General features: G+C 65.3%; 16 protein-coding genes. 5 read left to right on the plus strand and 11 right to left on the minus strand.

Features of this window, described 5'->3' with window-relative positions:
- Positions 1 to 17 precede the first annotated feature (17 nt).
- Positions 18 to 1,568, minus strand: coding sequence for a trimethylamine methyltransferase family protein (locus tag NKH19_RS16735; RefSeq protein ID WP_352869482.1), 1,551 nt, complete (start codon positions 1,566 to 1,568; stop codon positions 18 to 20).
- Between the two features lie 92 nt (positions 1,569 to 1,660).
- On the opposite strand from NKH19_RS16735, the gene NKH19_RS16740 reads away from it, so the two are divergent.
- Together NKH19_RS16740 and mutL are read left to right on the plus strand one after the other, a co-directional pair.
- On the plus strand, positions 1,661 to 2,563 hold the full coding sequence (locus tag NKH19_RS16740) for a LysR substrate-binding domain-containing protein (RefSeq protein WP_352869481.1): 903 nt from the start codon (positions 1,661 to 1,663) through the stop codon (positions 2,561 to 2,563).
- A gap of 276 nt (positions 2,564 to 2,839) precedes the next feature.
- Positions 2,840 to 4,714 carry a DNA mismatch repair endonuclease MutL gene (gene mutL, locus NKH19_RS16745; RefSeq protein ID WP_352869554.1) on the plus strand — a complete coding sequence of 625 codons (1,875 nt, stop codon included), beginning with the start codon at positions 2,840 to 2,842 and terminating at the stop codon, positions 4,712 to 4,714.
- 23 nt (positions 4,715 to 4,737) lie between these two features.
- Here the strand turns inward: mutL and NKH19_RS16750 are convergent, their stop codons facing one another.
- The gene (locus tag NKH19_RS16750) at positions 4,738 to 5,463 is read right to left on the minus strand and encodes a hypothetical protein (RefSeq protein ID WP_352869480.1); all 726 of its coding nucleotides are present in this window, start codon (positions 5,461 to 5,463) and stop codon (positions 4,738 to 4,740) included.
- Between the two features lie 150 nt (positions 5,464 to 5,613).
- On the minus strand, positions 5,614 to 6,507 hold the full coding sequence (locus tag NKH19_RS16755; protein ID WP_352869478.1) for a DMT family transporter: 894 nt from the start codon (positions 6,505 to 6,507) through the stop codon (positions 5,614 to 5,616).
- A 91-nt stretch (positions 6,508 to 6,598) separates the two neighbouring features.
- Between NKH19_RS16755 and NKH19_RS16760 the strand changes: the two genes are divergently transcribed.
- The gene (locus tag NKH19_RS16760) at positions 6,599 to 7,525 is read left to right on the plus strand and encodes a LysR family transcriptional regulator (protein ID WP_352869477.1); all 927 of its coding nucleotides are present in this window, start codon (positions 6,599 to 6,601) and stop codon (positions 7,523 to 7,525) included.
- Here NKH19_RS16760 and NKH19_RS16765 read toward each other — a convergent pair.
- On the minus strand, positions 7,522 to 8,073 hold the full coding sequence (locus tag NKH19_RS16765; protein WP_352869476.1) for a hypothetical protein: 552 nt from the start codon (positions 8,071 to 8,073) through the stop codon (positions 7,522 to 7,524). The two genes, NKH19_RS16760 and NKH19_RS16765, sit on opposite strands and share 4 nt — an antisense overlap.
- A gap of 170 nt (positions 8,074 to 8,243) precedes the next feature.
- Between NKH19_RS16765 and NKH19_RS16770 the strand changes: the two genes are divergently transcribed.
- Positions 8,244 to 8,480 (plus strand): DUF2093 domain-containing protein, encoded by a 237-nt coding sequence (locus tag NKH19_RS16770; RefSeq protein ID WP_352869474.1) that lies wholly within the window; start codon positions 8,244 to 8,246, stop codon positions 8,478 to 8,480.
- On the opposite strand, the gene lpxK is transcribed toward NKH19_RS16770, so the two are convergent.
- The 6 genes from lpxK to NKH19_RS16800 form a co-directional block, all read right to left on the minus strand.
- On the minus strand, positions 8,477 to 9,502 hold the full coding sequence (gene lpxK, locus NKH19_RS16775; RefSeq protein WP_352869472.1) for a tetraacyldisaccharide 4'-kinase: 1,026 nt from the start codon (positions 9,500 to 9,502) through the stop codon (positions 8,477 to 8,479). The genes NKH19_RS16770 and lpxK overlap by 4 nt on opposite strands.
- A gap of 1 nt (position 9,503) precedes the next feature.
- On the minus strand, positions 9,504 to 10,820 hold the full coding sequence (gene waaA, locus NKH19_RS16780) for a lipid IV(A) 3-deoxy-D-manno-octulosonic acid transferase (protein ID WP_352869471.1): 1,317 nt from the start codon (positions 10,818 to 10,820) through the stop codon (positions 9,504 to 9,506).
- A complete protein-coding gene (locus NKH19_RS16785) occupies positions 10,817 to 11,608 on the minus strand; it encodes a lysophospholipid acyltransferase family protein (RefSeq protein WP_352869469.1) in 792 nt (263 codons plus the stop codon). Before NKH19_RS16785 ends, waaA begins: the two co-directional genes overlap by 4 nt.
- A 5-nt stretch (positions 11,609 to 11,613) precedes the next feature.
- Complete coding sequence (locus NKH19_RS16790) at positions 11,614 to 11,859, minus strand: DUF4170 domain-containing protein (protein WP_352869467.1); 246 nt, start codon at positions 11,857 to 11,859, stop codon at positions 11,614 to 11,616.
- Between the two features lie 102 nt (positions 11,860 to 11,961).
- Positions 11,962 to 12,765, minus strand: a complete 804-nt coding sequence (locus tag NKH19_RS16795) for a 3'(2'),5'-bisphosphate nucleotidase CysQ (RefSeq protein ID WP_352869466.1) — start codon at positions 12,763 to 12,765, stop codon at positions 11,962 to 11,964.
- Positions 12,752 to 14,095 carry a TldD/PmbA family protein gene (locus tag NKH19_RS16800; RefSeq protein WP_352982415.1) on the minus strand — a complete coding sequence of 448 codons (1,344 nt, stop codon included), beginning with the start codon at positions 14,093 to 14,095 and terminating at the stop codon, positions 12,752 to 12,754. Before NKH19_RS16800 ends, NKH19_RS16795 begins: the two co-directional genes overlap by 14 nt.
- Before the next feature lie 167 nt (positions 14,096 to 14,262).
- On the opposite strand from NKH19_RS16800, the gene NKH19_RS16805 reads away from it, so the two are divergent.
- A complete protein-coding gene (locus NKH19_RS16805; protein WP_352869463.1) occupies positions 14,263 to 14,679 on the plus strand; it encodes a VOC family protein in 417 nt (138 codons plus the stop codon).
- Between the two features lie 27 nt (positions 14,680 to 14,706).
- On the opposite strand, the gene epmA is transcribed toward NKH19_RS16805, so the two are convergent.
- Positions 14,707 to 15,753: an EF-P lysine aminoacylase EpmA gene (gene epmA, locus NKH19_RS16810; protein ID WP_352869462.1), complete on the minus strand. Its 1,047-nt coding sequence runs from the start codon at positions 15,751 to 15,753 to the stop codon at positions 14,707 to 14,709.
- Positions 15,754 to 15,772: the final 19 nt, after the last annotated feature.

The raw sequence follows: 15,772 nt of genomic DNA on the forward strand, positions 1-15,772 counted from the left end.
TGATCTTCGTGGTCACCTCAACTGACGCTGTCCGGCAGCTTCTCCTCCCGCCGCGCTATGAAGTCTGTCAGGCCATCGGCGATGCCTTCGTCGAGCTTCGGCTCCTCGTAGTCCGCCAGCATGTTGCGCGCCTTCTCGCGGCCGCGCGTGTCGTGGTCCTTCGCCCCTTCGGCCTTCCACTGTTCGAATGAATTGAAGTCCATGATGCTGGGCATGAAGAAGGCGGACTCGAAATGTTCGAGCGTGTGCTGGGTGCCGAGGAAATGGCCCTGGGGCCCCACCTCGCGGATCGCCGCCATCGCTTCCTTGAAATCGTCGAACGGCAGCCCGCCGGCATATTTGTACCAGCCGATCAGTTGTTCGCAGTCGGTCGCGAATTTCGAATAGCCGCAGGTCAGCCCGGCCTCGAGCCATCCCGCCGAGTGCCAGATGTAATTGGCGCCAGAAAGGATGGCGGCATGCATCAGCATGTTCGCCTCGTAGCCCGCCTGGGCGTCGTTCAGCTTCGACCCGACATGGAATCCGGAAGTGCGCCACGGCAGCCGGTACTTCCGCGCCAGGGCTCCCATCAGATACATCATCTGCGCCGCCTCCGGCGTGCCGCCCATCGGGGCGCCGGTCTTCATGTCCACCGTCACCATGAACTGTCCATAGATCTGCGGCGACCCCGGGCGCAGCAGCTGCGTGAACGCGATGCCCGCCAGCGCTTCCGCGTTGACCTGCGCCACCGCGCCCACGGCGGAGGCCGAGGTCGAGGCGCCGCACAGCGCGAAGGGCGCGAGGATCAGCGGCTGGTTGTTCCGCGCATAGACCTTCATCGCGTCCAACATGGTGGCGTCCCACACAAGCGGCGAATTGCAGTTGGTGATCGACACCAGGACCGGGTTGTCGCGGACATAATCCTCGCCGAACACGATGCCCGCCATCGCCATCGTGTCTTCCGCCCGATCCTTGGACGTGACGATGCCCATGAACGGCTTGTCGGAGTGCTTCAACGCCGAGTGGATGATGTGGAGGTGACGCTTCGGCACCGCGATTTCCATCGGCTCGCAGATGATCGAGCTCGACGAGTGCAGCGCCGGCGCCATGTAGGCGAGCTTATGGAAATTCTGCAGGTCGGCGAGCGTGCCGTAGCGTCTGTTGTTGTCGAGGTCGCGCACATAGGGTGCGCCGTACATCGGCGCGAAGATGGAGTTGTTGCCGCCCACGCGCACCGAACGCTGCGGATTTCGCGCATTGAGCGTGAACTCCGACGGGACCTTCGAGACCAGCTCCATCAGCAAGGCGCGGTCGATGCGCACACGTGTCTCCGAAACGTCTGCCCCGGCGGCCTTCCAGATCGCAATGGCCTCGTCGTCGCGGAACTCGCACCCCACCTCTTCGAGGATTGAGAGTGACTCTTGGTGGATCAGCTCGACTGCCTCATCCGGAACCATCTGATAGACGGGGATCTGGCGAACCAGGGTCGGAAACGACGTTACGGGAGCCCCGCGCAGCGCCTTGCGCCCGAGGCGGCCGCCACTTCGACGATTGGCGTGTTCGGTCACTTCAGGGGCCGGTGCGTTCATGACAACTCCATTCCACTCATTGGCACCAGCCTAGCGGGACAAAATGGCGATGTGACGCTGGAAAATCCTGATCTCTTGTATAAGCTGAGCTTATGCGAAGCCTGCGCCACCTCCTGCCTTCCGCCGGCAGCCTGATCGTCTTCGAGGCGGCCGGGCGTCTGTCGAGCTTCACCGCCGCCGGGCGCGAACTCGGCATGACGCAGGCCGCCGTCTCCTACGCGGTGCGCGGACTGGAGGAACAGCTCGGCGCCAAGCTGTTCCAGCGCCGCCACCGTCAGGTCATCCTGACCGAGGCCGGCGAGCGCTTCCACGCCGACGTCTCGCTCGGCCTCTCGCATATCCGCAAATCGGCGGAGGATCTGCGCCTGCAGGCAACCGGCGGCCACGTGACGCTGGCCGCCTCGACGGCTTTCGGTTCCTTCTGGATGATGCCGCGCCTGCAGCAGTTCCGCGACGAGCTGCCGGGCATCGACCTGCGCATCCAGACCGCCGATCGCGACCTCGACATCATCGCGGAAGGCATCCCGCTCGGCGTGCGCGGCGGCGAGCCGCGGGATTGGCCGGACTATCATTCGCTGCCGCTGGCGGATGAGGAGATATTTCCCGTTGCCGGCGCCAGCTACGCAGCGAAGTTCGGCCTGCCCAAATCCGTCGCGGAACTGGCCACGCACCGCCTCATCCATCTGGAAGAGCCGTATCGCGAGGCGGCAAGCTGGGACGAATGGTTCCTGTCGGCCGGCGCCAGTCTCAGCGATACCGCGCGCGGCCTGCGCATCAACGACTATGGCCTGGTGATCCAGGGCGTCATGGAAGGCCAAGGCATCGCTCTCGGCTGGCGGCATCTTGCCGAGCGCCTGCTGGCATCAGGACTGTTGGTGACGGTGACGGATCATGTTCTGAGGACCGGCAAGGCGTTCTATGTCGTCTGGCCAAAGAACCGCGAGCTCAGCGACAACGCCCGCAAGGTGCGCGACTGGCTGGCGGCGCAGGCGTGAGGGACAGTGCCTCCCAGTTCCTTGGAAGTCGGCGGGACAGCACCCCCCTCTGTCCTGCCGGACATCTCCCCCGCAAGTGGGGAGATTGGCAGTTCCAACCTCCCCGCCCTTCCTTCAGCGCTGCAGATTGGCGAAAGCCGTGACGACATCCGATCTCCCTCCTTGCGGGGGAGATGGCCGGCAGGCCAGAGGGGGGTGCTGTCCCGCCAGCATCACCGCTATTCCGCCGACATCGAATGCTTCCTCATCGCCTTCGAATCCGCGTATAGTGTCTCCATGCCCATCCGCCAGCTTTCCGAAACGATGATCAACCAGATCGCCGCCGGCGAAGTCATCGAGCGTCCGGCAAGCGTGGTCAAGGAACTGGTCGAGAATGCGCTCGATGCCGGTGCTGGCAAGGTGGAGATCGTCACTGCCGGCGGCGGACTGAACCTGATCCGCGTCACCGATGACGGCTCCGGCATTCCCGAACCGGAGCTGGCGCTGGCGATCGCGCGTCACTGCACCTCCAAGCTCACCGAGGATATCAACGACATCCGCTCGCTCGGCTTCCGCGGCGAAGCGCTGCCGTCGATCGGCTCGGTGTCGCGGCTGTCGATCCGCTCGCGCACAGCCGCCGGCGACAGTGCCGCCGAGATCGGCATCGAAGGTGGCCGCGTCCTGCCCGTCAGGCCGGCGGCGGCCAATCGCGGCACCACGGTCGAGGTGCGCGACCTGTTCTTCGCAACGCCCGCCCGGCTGAAATTCATGAAAGGCGAGCGCGCCGAGAGTTCGGCGACCAGCGATGTGATCAAGCGCATCGCCATCGCCTTCCCCACCGTGCGCTTCACCCTGGCCGGCTCCGATCGCTCGACGCTGGAATTGCCCGCGACCGACAGCAGCCAGGAAGGCAGCCTGCGTCGCATCGCCCAGGTAATGGGTGCCGACTTTCCCGACAATTCGATTGCCATCGAGGCGATGCGCGAAGGCGTGCACCTGACCGGGTACGTGTCGATCCCGTCCTTCACCCGCGCCAACGCGCTGCAGCAATATGCCTATGTCAACGGCCGCCCGGTGCGCGACAAGCTGATCGCCGGCGCCATTCGCGGTGCCTTCGCCGACGTCTTGCCGCGCGACCGCCATGCGGTGACGGTGCTGTTCCTGACGCTCGATCCGGCCATCGTCGACGTCAATGTCCACCCGGCCAAGGCCGATGTGCGCTTCCGCGACCCAGGACTGGTGCGCGGGCTGATCGTCGGTTCCATCCGCCAGGCACTCGCCGATTCAGGCATCCGCGCGGCCACCACGGGTGCTGCCGGCATGATGGCGGCTTTCCGGCCCGGCGCCGCATCCTACGGTCACGGCGGCCCGGCAAACGGCCACCGCAGCTACGACGCGGCCCATCACGCGTCGGGCTCGTCCGGCTTCGATGCTGCCCGTTCATCCCAGCGCCCTCTCGACATGGGTTTCGAGGGAGCGCGCTTCGAACATCGCGGTTTGCGCGAAAACGAGCAGGCGGCGTTCGATGCCGGTCCGCTTGCCAGCGCCGATGCGCGCGCCGGGCAGGATGAGGCGGCCGAGACGCTGCTTGGCGCGGTGCTGGGAGCGGCGCGCGCCCAGGTGCATGAGAACTACATCGTTGCGCAGACCAGGGATTCGCTCGTCATCGTCGACCAGCATGCAGCACATGAACGGCTGGTCTACGAGGCGCTGAAGAATGCGCTGCATTCGCGCCCCGTGCCCTCGCAGATGCTGCTTCTGCCTGAAATCATCGACCTGCCCGAAGAGGATGCCGAGCGGCTTGCGCTCCATTCAGAAACGCTGGCACGTTTCGGGCTCGGTATCGAGCGCTTCGGCCCCGGCGCCGTCGCGGTGCGGGAGACGCCGTCGATGCTCGGTGAAACCAATGTCCAGCAATTGGTGCGCGACCTTGCCGATGAGATCGCCGACAACGACACGGTCGAGACGCTGAAGGAGCGGCTGGACAAGATCGCCGCGACCATGGCCTGCCACGGCTCGGTACGCTCCGGCCGTCTGCTCAAGGCGGAGGAGATGAACGCGCTGCTGCGGCAGATGGAGGCGACGCCGGGCTCCGGCACCTGCAACCACGGCCGCCCGACCTATATCGAGCTCAAGCTGGCGGATATCGAAAGGCTGTTCGGGCGGCGTTGAGGTCTTGCTATCGGCGTCCCGCTTCATTTCCTTTGGCGGTACTTTTTGGTCTTGCGGTCAAAGGCATAGTCCATCGCATATCCGGCGCCGCCACCTCGAAAATTCACCGAAATGATGTCCTTGCCTCGCTCGGCCCACTTCTGGACGTTCGCATAGATGGACGTCATCAACATGCCGGCGTTGCAGCCATCATCATCGAAGGCGATCTCCTGAACGACCTTCCTGCTGCTCTTTTTGATGACCTGCATTTTCGCCATGCAAGTGCCTGACTCGGTGTTCGTATAAAGACCGGCAAACCTGTGGGCGGCTGTTTCGGCCCAGAAGGGAATCTCGACGGTCCCGTCGAGCTTTGGGTCGCCAGTATCGTCCAGGCCCGCGACTTTCTTGAGCGAGACGGGATACGTGTCTGCCCCCTTGCTCCAGGTGCCTGTGGCGCCGCTTTCAGCCATGTCGAGGGAAAACGGGCATCCGGTGGTGTCGACGGGGATCTTTGATCCAACCACCAATATCCGGTCGAATTCCTTGTCGTTCGAGATCTCGCAGAGCGCGAGCCTGCTGCCGTTGAGCTTGCCGAACACCGCTATCGGGCTTTGTTTCGTGTCGTAGAAGTAGCTTCCCTCGACGGTCATGCCGCTGCCGAAGCCGTCATATGTCTGAAGCGAGACATGAACGGGCTGGGAGCCGATCGACCCTTCGTAATTCTCCACGTGATACCAACCCGCGGCGGCCTTCCCGCTCAGCAGCAGCACACAAGAAATTACGGATATGAACCATCTTCCCATCCCGACCCCGCCGTGTTCCACAAAAGCGGCCCACCATAGCCGCCCGCCTGGCGCATGTCTGCATCACGGCGGGTACGGCTCGGGATTTGAGTCCGGAAATGGCTCCAGCCTTTTGTGTCAACGCCTCAAATTCACGACAATGACGCCGCCGAGTGCCAGCGCGCCACCGAGGATGCCGAGCAGCGTCGGCACTTCGCCGAGCCAGAAGAAGCCGATCAACGCCGACATGGGTGAGACCAGATAGAGGAAATTCGAGGCACGTGCGGCGGGCAGACGCGACAGCGCGGTCGCCCAGGCGGCGTAGGCGATCAGGCTGGGCACGATGCCGAGGAAGATGACGGCGCCAAGGCCTGCGGTGTCGGCAACCGCCGCCTGCGAAAAGGCTGACGGCAGGAAGGGCGACAGGCAGAGTGCGCCGAGCACCATGTTCGAGGCCGAAATGGTCAATGGATGATGGCGGGCAAACAGCGGCTTCTGGACGATGGTGTTGACGGCCGAGCACAAGGCCGAGCCAAGCACCAGCAGGGCGCCGGTATTGAAATGCAGACCTTGCCCGTCGGCCATGGCGATGACGCCAATGCCGGCGAAGGAAATCACCGTTCCGATCCAGGCCATGCCAGAGAAGCGCTCGCCAAGCAGCGCCATCGCCATGATGGCGGTGAAGATCGGGCTGACGTTGATGATGAAGCCGGCGGCACCTGCCGAGACGGTCAGTTCGCCGAAATTGAGCATTACGGTGTAGAGCGCGACGAAGATGGCGCCGCCGAAGACGAGGCGCCACACTTCGTCCAGCCTGGGCAGCGCCGGACGCTTGACCGCGAGGAAGATCGCCGCCGGCACGGCGGCGATGGCAAAGCGCAGCGCGCCCAGTTCCAACGGCCCGAAGGCGGCAAGGCCGGCGCGGATCGCCGGAAAGGCCGATGCCCAGCCGACCACCGTGAGCGCCACGGCGATGGCTGCCGCGGTATCCATCCGCTGTGTCAAATTCAACGTGCCCGTCATCGCGCCCATCTCACCGTCCTCGTGTTCTTCGGTCCTGAAAGGCAGAAAACGCCTTTTGGGGCCGATTGACAAACGACCAAATCGAGGATCACCTGTGACTATGGATCACAGCTCAGACACAATGGTGCCGCTCGAAACGCTGCGCGCCTTCGACGCGGCGGCGCGAACAGGCAGCTTTTCGGCGGCGGCCGAAAAGCTCAACATCACCCACGGCGCCGTCAGCCGGCAGATCGCCAAGCTCGAAGACTGGCTGGGATTGAAAGTCTTCGATCGCGGTGCGCGCGGCGTCTCGCTGACAATCGAAGGCAACAGGCTGCATCTGCGCACCACGGAAGCTTTCGCGCTGATATCGACCCATTCCGACCGCTGGGTCGAACCGCGCGGCACCGCCGTGGTGCGGCTGACCTCCATCCCCTCGGTCAGCGGGCTGTGGCTGATGCCGCGCATGGCGGCACTGGAGAATAATCCCTCCAAGCTGCGCATCGTGCTGGATGTCGACATCCGCCAGGCCGACCTCGCGGACGAAGGCATCGACCTGTCGATCCGCTGCGGCCGCGGCGGCATTCCTGGCCGCATCTCGGTGCAGCTTTTCGAGGAACATGTCTTCCCCGTCGCCTCACCGGAGCTTGCCCGCGAGATCGGCCGCGGCGACCCCGCCCGGCTGCTCAAATTTCCGCTGATCAACGATTCCGACGCTTCGGCCTGGCGCGCCTGGTTTGCCGCGCAAGGCATGGACTACCGCCCGCGCCCGCAGGACCGCCGCTTCGAGGATTACAACCTGGTGCTCGACGCCGCCGCCTATGGGCTCGGCATCGCGCTGGCGCGTCCGCCGCTGACCGGGCATCAGTTGGAGTCGGGCCGCATCGCTCCCGTCGACGAGCGCACCGCTCTCAATCCGGTGTCCTACTGGCTCGACCGGCCGATGGGACGGCCACGGGCCGCTGCGGCGGAACTGGCGCGCCGTATCGCGGTGCAGGCAGGGCTGGCGCCGGAAAAGATGGAAGCCTTCATCGACGCCGAGGGTTAGCGCAGCACCAAAAGAATGAACCCGACGATCGCCACGGCCAACAGCCCGGCAGCCAACGACGTTAGGCCCACGCTCATCTGCCTGCTTTCGGGCTGCGCCACGACGTTCGACCGGGAAGCCGCCTGCCCTCGTCCCGCAACCGCATTGGCGTCGGCTGAGCGGCGCAGGGCCGGAACCTCGGGTGAAAGAAGCGCAACCCATGGCAGTGCCGTGGCCCTTGCCGCGGCTCCCTCATCGACCCTTGTCGGCGGCGGCGCCAGGCCACGTTGCGTAGTGTCGCCGTCAGCCGATGTCCTCGCCGCAGTCGCTGCGGCATCGCCGGTTGTTGCGCCGTCCGGTTCCGCGAGCGCCAGATAGGCCTGCAACATCTCCGCCGATGCTGTCTGCTGGGCTCTCACGGTTGTTGCCGGTGATAACAGCATAGGCAGTGTCGGTGTCGCTGCCGGGCGAACGGGCGCGCCGGATGGCGCCGGCGGCGCCACCAGCGCCTTCACGAGGGCGGTTTTTACCGGATCGGCCTTCGCCGACGGCACGGCCCGCGGCGTCATCGCTTCCCTAAGCAAGACGGCAAGACGAGCAGAGGAAATATCCATAGTGCCCCGTCAACAGCGTTTTTCTTCCCAACATTAGGGGTTCAGCATTGTCTCAGGCTTGTCACATGCTTGACCTCGCCGGAAATTTATGGCGATGAAACCCCCATGAACCTCGGCGTCCCTGCATGATGAACCGTTTCGAAGGCCCCGGCGGCAGCAAGGAAGCCCGCATCCGCTATCTCGATGGCGATTTCCAGGTTACCAGCCCTGGCGCATTCGTCCGCTGCTCCGTGACCGGCGAAAGCATTCCGCTCGATGAGTTGAAATACTGGAGCGTCGCCAGGCAAGAGCCCTATGTCAGCGCAACCGCATCCCTGCGCCGCGAAATCGAGGTGCATCCGGAGCTGCGCAAGCGCGGCTAGCCCCTCATTTTACGCTGGCGCCAGGCATCCAGCGTTTCATCGATGATGCGCGCGGGCACGTGATCCAGTTCGAAAACGGTGTCGATCTCCAGCACTTCGAGCTGGTCGAGAAAGTCCCGTGAGGCGCCGTGCCGCAGCCGGGCGGCGTCCTTGGCGGTGGTGATGAGACCGAGCCTCTCGGCGCCAGCCGTCGCGGCCAGTTCGGCAAGTTCGTCCTCGGCATAGAAATGATGGTCCGGAAACGGCCGCGTCGACACCAGCTCGCCGCCGGCTTTGCGCACCGTGTCGAAGAATTTCTCGGGATGGCCGATGCCGGCGAAGGCCAGCAGCCGCTTGCCGGCAAACCCCGCCTTGCCGCTTGGCTCGGTGCGAGCCTCGAAGATCGGCCGTCCGGCGCGCGCCGCCTGGCGTACCACGGCGTCGGCGGCGGTGCCCTCGCCCATCTTCAACAGCCCGCTGGTGAAGACCAACTGGTCGACGACCTTGGCCCGGAGCGGGCCGCCCGGAATGACCCGGCCATTGCCGATCCCGTAGCGCGCATCGACGACGACCAGCGCGTAGTCGATGTGGATGCGCGCGCTCTGGAAGCCATCGTCCATGATCAGGAAATCGCAGCCATGCTTTTCCAGCAGCAGCCGGGCGCCGGCGGCGCGGTTCGGCGTCACCGCCACCGGCGCGTGTTCGGCCAAGAGCAGCGGCTCGTCGCCGACATGCTTGGCGCTGTCGTGATTGATATCGACGACATGCGGTTCGGCGAAGGAGCCGCCATGGCCGCGCGACAGGAAGCCGGGTTTCAGATGCATGCGTTGGGCCTGTTCGGCGAGCGCGATGGCCACCGGTGTCTTGCCGGTACCTCCAACGGTGAAATTGCCGATGCACAGAACCGGTGCCTCGATCTTCTCGCGCTTGGCCCGCCGCATGCCCCGGCCGGCGGCGAGCGCATAGATGGCCGACAGCGGCGACAGTGCCAGGACCCGCCAGTCCGGCTCTTCCCACCAGAATGGTGGTGCCTCGGAAGTCACGCTAGCGCCCGTTCGCGCCCTTCAGGCGCGACTTGACGACCAGCGGCTGGATGTAGGGCTCAAGCGATTTCAGCGTACGGGCCAGCGCACCTCGCATCTCGTCGACGGTCGCAATGCCCGCCGCCATCATCTCGTGGCGCGCCACTTCGTTGGTCAGGAGGAAATTGACGGCGCCGGCCAGCATGTCGCGATCGCGCACCAGCTTGGCGCCGCCGCTGTCGAGCAGACGCCGGTAGGCCTCGCGAAAATTCTGCACATTGCGGCCGGCGAGAACCGCGGTGTCGAGCATGGCCGGCTCCAGCGGATTCTGGCCACCCTCCGAGGTCAGCGAGCGGCCGACGAATGCGATTTCCGTCAGCCTGAGATAAAGCCCCATCTCGCCGATCGTATCGCCAAGCAATATGTCGGTGTCGGCAGTGATCCTGTCGCCCTTGCTGCGCCGCGCGACCTTCAGACCCATGCCGGAAATCTGCGCGGCAAGCGCCTCGGCGCGATCGGGATGACGTGGAACGACGATCGTCAGAAGACCAGGGTGACGCTTGTGCAGCGTCGCGTGGACTTCCGCCGCGACCACCTCCTCGCCGTCATGGGTCGAGATCGCCGCCCAGGTCGGGCGCGCGCCGATCTGCCGCCGCAGCGCCGCCAGCACCCGTTCGTCGACAGGCGGTGGCGACGTGTCGACCTTGAGGTTGCCCGATACGGTGACCGGCCGGGCGCCGAGCGCGAGGAAGCGCTCGCCATCGACATCCGACTGCGCCACCACATGAGCCAGGTTCTCGAACAACGCCTCGGCGATGTTGGCCCGTTTCTTCCACGACCTGAACGAACGGTCGGACAGCCTGCCATTGACCAGCACCTGCGGCACGCGGCGCGCGCCAAGCTCGAGGATGGTCATTGGCCAGATCTCGGATTCGGCGATGATCGCCAGATCCGGCTGCCAGTGGTCGAGGAACCGGCTGACCGCCGGCTTGAGGTCGAGCGGCACATATTGATGGATGATGCGATCACCGAGCCGCTCGTCGGCGACCTGCGCCGAAGTGACCGTGCCGGTCGTCAGCACGATGTTAACGCCGTAGTCGAGAATGCTTTCGACCAGCGGCACGACGGCTATGGTCTCACCGACGCTTGCAGCATGGATCCAGATCACCGGACCCTCGGGCCGCGGGCGGCCGGCGACGCCATAGCGCTCGCGGCGGCGGTAGCGGTCTTCCTTGCCGCGCGAGGTGCGCCAGGCGACGTAGGGCCCGACCAGCGGATAGGCGGCCGCACCCGCGAAGCGGTATGCCGACAGCATGGCTCTCGCCCAGCGACCGCTCATCGCGTGGCGTCCACGAGACGGTAGGCCTCGGCGGTCGCGGCATTGAGCGCGACTGTCACTTCCTGGCGCTTGCGCTCCATTTCGGCGGCATCGGCACCAGCCGCCACGAAGATCGGCGGGCCGATGACGATCGACGAGCGGCCGAACGGCAGGTTGATGGTGGTCCTGTCCCAGCTCTTCTCCAGCACCTTGCGGCGGCTGGTGGTGATGGCGACCGGCACAAGCGGCCGGCCCGAGAGGCGCGCCAGGAGAACGATGCCAAGCCCTGCGTCGCGCGGTTTGCCGTGCGGAATATCTGCGATCATGGCGACGTTCTTGCCGGTCGCGAGCGACTTTTTCAGGGCGATAAGCGCTTTTGCCCCGCCTTTATCGAGATGCCTGGCATTTTCTCGCCCGCCCGAACCGCGCACCGCCTCGATGCCGAATTTCTCCAGCATCAATGCGTTGAGCTCGGCATCGGCGCTGCGTGAGACCATGGCGACCAGGGGCTTGCGCTTGGGGTAGTAGGCTGGCGTCAGCAGATGCTGACCGTGCCACAGAGCGATGATGACGGGCTCGAACTCGGTATAGGCACCGCCCGAAAACCGCGCCGATCCCGCGACGACGCGATTGGTGAGGTGCACGAACCGGACGAACTGGGCGAACAGGCTGGCGATGGCGTTCTTGACGAAGCGCGACTCCGCCAGCGGTTGGCGAATCTTGCGCCAGAAGGCCTTGGTCGTGCGGCTGCGTCCCCTGCCCGTGGGTGCGGCCTCGCTCGCTGGCCCTTTCGCCAGATCATGCTCCATCGAAGTCAACCGGCAGCCTTGTTGTCGGGGTCCAGCAGCCGGTGCAGATGAACGACGAAATAACGCATGTGGGCATTGTCCACGCTGGCTTGCGCCTTGGCTTTCCAGGCCGTGTGCGCGGATTGATAGTCCGGATAGATGCCGACGATGTCGAGCCCGTCGAGATCGCGGAATTCGCTGCCGCCAAGCTTCTTCAGTTCGCCACCGAACACCAGATGCAAAAGCTGTTTCTTTCCGTCTTCCACGGCCATGTCGGTCCTTCACATATCGTGAGTTTGTGACAGGTCTAGACCAAAGCCGCCGACTTTGGAACCTTAGACCCAGATGAATTCATCTCGTTCAGGAAAGCGCTTTTACGCATCCAGCCCGGCGATGACGCCGGCGAGCACGTCCAGCAGTTCACCGCTGCCGGCGGCGAGCGCGCCGTGGCGGGTCACCTCGCCGGCATAGAGCGGGGCGCGGCCATGCCGGTCGAGCAACTGGCCGCCGGCCTCGCGCAAGATGAGATCGGCAGCGGCAATATCCCAGTCATGCGCGTTCGGCTTGACGAAAGTGGCATCCAGCACGCCATTGGCGATCATGGCCAGCCGATAGGCGAGCGAAGGGCTGTAGGGCGCCCGCTTCAGCCGCGCCTGCCACTTGGCCGGCATCAGGTCGGTCAACTGCTTCAGCCCGGAAATCTCGGCCGTATCCGCCAGTTTGCGCACCGCGATGCGCTTGCCATTGCGGAAGGCGCCCTGACCGGGCAGCGCCCAATAGGTCTCCTCCATCGCCGGGCATTCCAGCACGCCGGCCAATGTGCGGCCATGCTCGACGACGGCAACGCTGACGCACCAGGTGCGCTGGCCTTCCAGGAAACCGCGCGTGCCGTCGATCGGGTCGACGACGAAGGTGCGGCGTGCCGAAAGCCGAACCGGATCGTCGACTGTTTCTTCAGACAGCCAGCCATAATCCGGCCGCGCCGCCAGCAGCGTTTCGCGCAGATAGGCGTCGGCGGCGTGATCGGCCTCGCTGACCGGCGATGTGCCGCCCTTCATCCAGACTTGCGGGCTGTTACCGAAATAGCGCATGGCGATGACACCAGCCTCGCGGGCGGCATCGCGCAGCAGCAGCAAATCCTCGGTGGCGCCGGCAATGGTCAGGTCATGCTCCGGCAAGGGTCATCCCTTCGATCAGGAGCGTTGGGGCGGCGGTGCCGAAATTGCGGTCGAGATCATCAGCCGGCACCATGTTGAGGAACATGGTCTTCAGGTTCGAGGCGATGGTAACCTCGGCGACCGGATAGGCCAGTTCACCATTCTCGATCCAGAAGCCCGAGGCGCCACGGCTGTATTCGCCGGTGATCATGTCGACGCCCTGGCCAAAAACCTCGGTGACGTAGAACCCGGTCTTGAGCGATTTGATCAGTTCCTCCGGCGAGCGCTCGCCGGGCTCGATGGCGAGATTGGTGGAGGATGGCGAGACGGAAGAGCCGCTGCGCGCGCCGCGCCCGTTGGTGACGAGGCCAAGCTCGCGCGCGGCCGATGTCGACAGGAACCAGTGGTTGAGCACGCCCTTTTCGACCATCAACAGCTTTTCGCCCTCAACGCCTTCGCCGTCGAACGGACGCGAGGCCTGGCCACGCCGCCTGAGCGGCTCGTCGGTGACGGTGATGGCGGATGCGGCCACCTGCTTGCCCATCATGTCGCGCAGGAACGAGGTCTTGCGCGCGACCGAGGCGCCGTTGATGGCGCCGGCAAGATGGCCGGCGATGCCGCGCGCGACGCGCGGGTCGAGCACCACGTCGACCGGCCCGGTCGCCGCCTTGCGCGCGCCGATGCGACGCACCGCGCGTTCGCCGGCCTTGCGGCCAATATCCTCGGGTGCATCCAGATCGGCAAAATGCTGGCGCGAAGAGAATTCGTAGTCGCGCTCCATGCCGGTGCCCTCCCCGGCAATGACGCTGGCCGAGCGCGAAAAACGCGAGCCGACATAGTGACCAAGGAAGCCGTGCGAGGTGGCAAGAACCAGCCCGCCCAGGCCCGCACTGGCGCTGGCGCCGGCCGAATTGGTCACGCCCTTGACTGCAAGGGCTGCCGCTTCCGCAGCAAGGGCTGCTTCCTTCAACTGGTCGGCCGACACTTCGGTGGCATCGAACAGGTCGAGATCGCGCGTCTGTTTGGCGAGCAATGCCGGGTCGGCCAGCCCCTGATAGGGATCCCGCGGCGACACTTTCGCCATCGCGACGGCGCGCTCGGCCAGCATCTTCGGATCCGAGGCTGCGGTGGCCGACACACTAGCCACCCGGCCGCCGACGAAGACGCGCAGCGCGACATCCTCGCTCTCGGATGATTCGGTGCCCTCGACCTTGCCGAGACGCACCGACACGCCGGTCGAGCGGCCGCGCACGGCCACCGCGTCGGCGGCATCGGCACCAGCCTCCTTGGCAGCCTCGACCAGAGCCGCGACGCGGTCGGTCAATTTTGCTGCGTCTGATATATCGGTCATGCCTGAAATCCTGCTGGTGCGGCCGACGTCCGGTCGTTGCCCACCCATCTATTGTTCCGGTCCGGCTTGTGCAATGGCATGGGCTTCAATCAAAATGCAGCGTTGAGGGTTCAAACCGCGAACCCTGCGACGCATAATCAGTCTGCAGCCTGCTCGGAGCATTTTCGATGACGCCTTTCCATCTCGCCTTCCCGGTCCGTGATCTCGATGAAACCCGCGTTTTCTATGGCGAGGTGCTGGGCTGCGCCATCGGCCGCTCGTCGACGACCTGGGTAGACTTCGACCTGTTCGGCCACCAGATGTCGGCGCATCTGCGGCCGCGGGCGGCACAGGCCCCCAGCGACGGCAAGGTCGACGGCATTACCGTGCCGATCCCCCATTTCGGCGCCGTGCTGCTGATGGACGACTGGCAACGACTGGCAACGCGACTGGAGGCACGCGACGACATCGACTGGCTGGAACGACCGATGGTCCGCTTCAAGGGCGAGCCCGGCGAACAGGCGACATTGTTCATCCGCGACCCCTCCGGCAATGCCTTGGAATTCAAGGGCTTTCGCTCTTTGGAGCAGGTTTTCGCGCATTGAGCAGGTCAGGACCGGCTGCAGAGCGATTCAGGGCGCCGCGACCGGCGTCCAGATCACATCCTCGATCTTCTGCGCGCCGGTGGCCAGCATCGCCAGCCGGTCGAAACCGAGCGCGATGCCGCTGGCCGGCGGCATGATGGCAAGGGCGGCGAGGAAATCCTCGTCCAGCGGATAGCGCTCGCCATAGATGCGCTGTTTCTCGTCCATTTCGATGATGAAGCGCCGGCGCTGCTCCTCGGGATCAGTCAGTTCGCCAAAGCCGTTGGCGAGTTCGACGCCGCAGCAATAGAGCTCAAAGCGCTCGGCGACGCGCGGGGCGATCGGGCTCGGCCGCGCCAGCGCCGCCTCGGCCACGGGATATTCGCACAGGATGGTCGCGCGCCCCTGCCCGAGGAACGGTTCGACCTTTTCCACCATCACCCGGCTGAACAGGTCGGCCCAGCTATCGTCGGGCGCGGTGCGCAGGCCGGCCCGGGTCAAGGCAGCGTACAGCGCGGCGCGGTCGGTGGCGCCGTCGGCGGCGATCGTGGCCAGCAGATCGATGCCGGCATGGCGAGAGAAGGCGTCCGCCACCGTCAGCCGCTCCGGTTCGGCGAACGGATCGCAGTCGCGGCCGCGGAAGGAAAAGCTCGTCGCCCCTGCCCTTGTCGCTGCCAGCGCCAGAAAGGCCGCGCAATCCAGCATCAGGCTCTCGTAGCCTTCGCCCACCCGGTACCATTCGAGCATGGTGAATTCAGGATGGTGCAAGGGCCCGCGCTCGCGGTTGCGGTAGACCGGACCGAAGCTGAAAATCCTGACCTCACCGGCGGCGAGCAGCTTCTTGCAGGCGAATTCCGGCGAGGTGTGGAGATAGAGCGGCGACCGCGCACCGTCCGGCCCTATCGCTTGCGTGGCGAAGGCCGCCAGATGCGCCTCGTTGCCGGGCGAGACCTGCAGGGCCGCCGTTTCCACCTCGACGAAATCATGGGCGGCGAACCAGTCACGCAGGCTGGCGGCGATGGCGTTGCGCAGCATCAGCCGCGGGCGGCGGTCGGCATGGACATGCGGCGTCCACCAGGGCGAAGCTTCGGTCATGAGGCGCAGATCATGATGG

Origin of the sequence: Mesorhizobium sp. M1338, from assembly GCF_040318045.1 — a bacterium.
In the GTDB taxonomy this organism is placed as follows: Bacteria; Pseudomonadota; Alphaproteobacteria; order Rhizobiales; family Rhizobiaceae; genus Mesorhizobium.

Coding starts and splice junctions, on each gene's coding strand:
- NKH19_RS16735 (WP_352869482.1), bottom strand. CDS start 1,568: ATGAACGCACCGGCCCCTGAAGTGACCGAACACGCCAATCGTCGAAGT.
- NKH19_RS16740 (WP_352869481.1), top strand. CDS start 1,661: ATGCGAAGCCTGCGCCACCTCCTGCCTTCCGCCGGCAGCCTGATCGTC.
- mutL (WP_352869554.1), top strand. CDS start 2,840: ATGCCCATCCGCCAGCTTTCCGAAACGATGATCAACCAGATCGCCGCC.
- NKH19_RS16755 (WP_352869478.1), bottom strand. CDS start 6,507: ATGGGCGCGATGACGGGCACGTTGAATTTGACACAGCGGATGGATACC.
- NKH19_RS16760 (WP_352869477.1), top strand. CDS start 6,599: ATGGATCACAGCTCAGACACAATGGTGCCGCTCGAAACGCTGCGCGCC.
- NKH19_RS16765 (WP_352869476.1), bottom strand. CDS start 8,073: ATGACGCCGCGGGCCGTGCCGTCGGCGAAGGCCGATCCGGTAAAAACC.
- NKH19_RS16770 (WP_352869474.1), top strand. CDS start 8,244: ATGATGAACCGTTTCGAAGGCCCCGGCGGCAGCAAGGAAGCCCGCATC.
- waaA (WP_352869471.1), bottom strand. CDS start 10,820: ATGAGCGGTCGCTGGGCGAGAGCCATGCTGTCGGCATACCGCTTCGCG.
- NKH19_RS16785 (WP_352869469.1), bottom strand. CDS start 11,608: ATGGAGCATGATCTGGCGAAAGGGCCAGCGAGCGAGGCCGCACCCACG.
- NKH19_RS16790 (WP_352869467.1), bottom strand. CDS start 11,859: ATGGCCGTGGAAGACGGAAAGAAACAGCTTTTGCATCTGGTGTTCGGT.
- NKH19_RS16800 (WP_352982415.1), bottom strand. CDS start 14,095: ATGACCGATATATCAGACGCAGCAAAATTGACCGACCGCGTCGCGGCT.
- NKH19_RS16805 (WP_352869463.1), top strand. CDS start 14,263: ATGACGCCTTTCCATCTCGCCTTCCCGGTCCGTGATCTCGATGAAACC.
- epmA (WP_352869462.1), bottom strand. CDS start 15,753: ATGACCGAAGCTTCGCCCTGGTGGACGCCGCATGTCCATGCCGACCGC.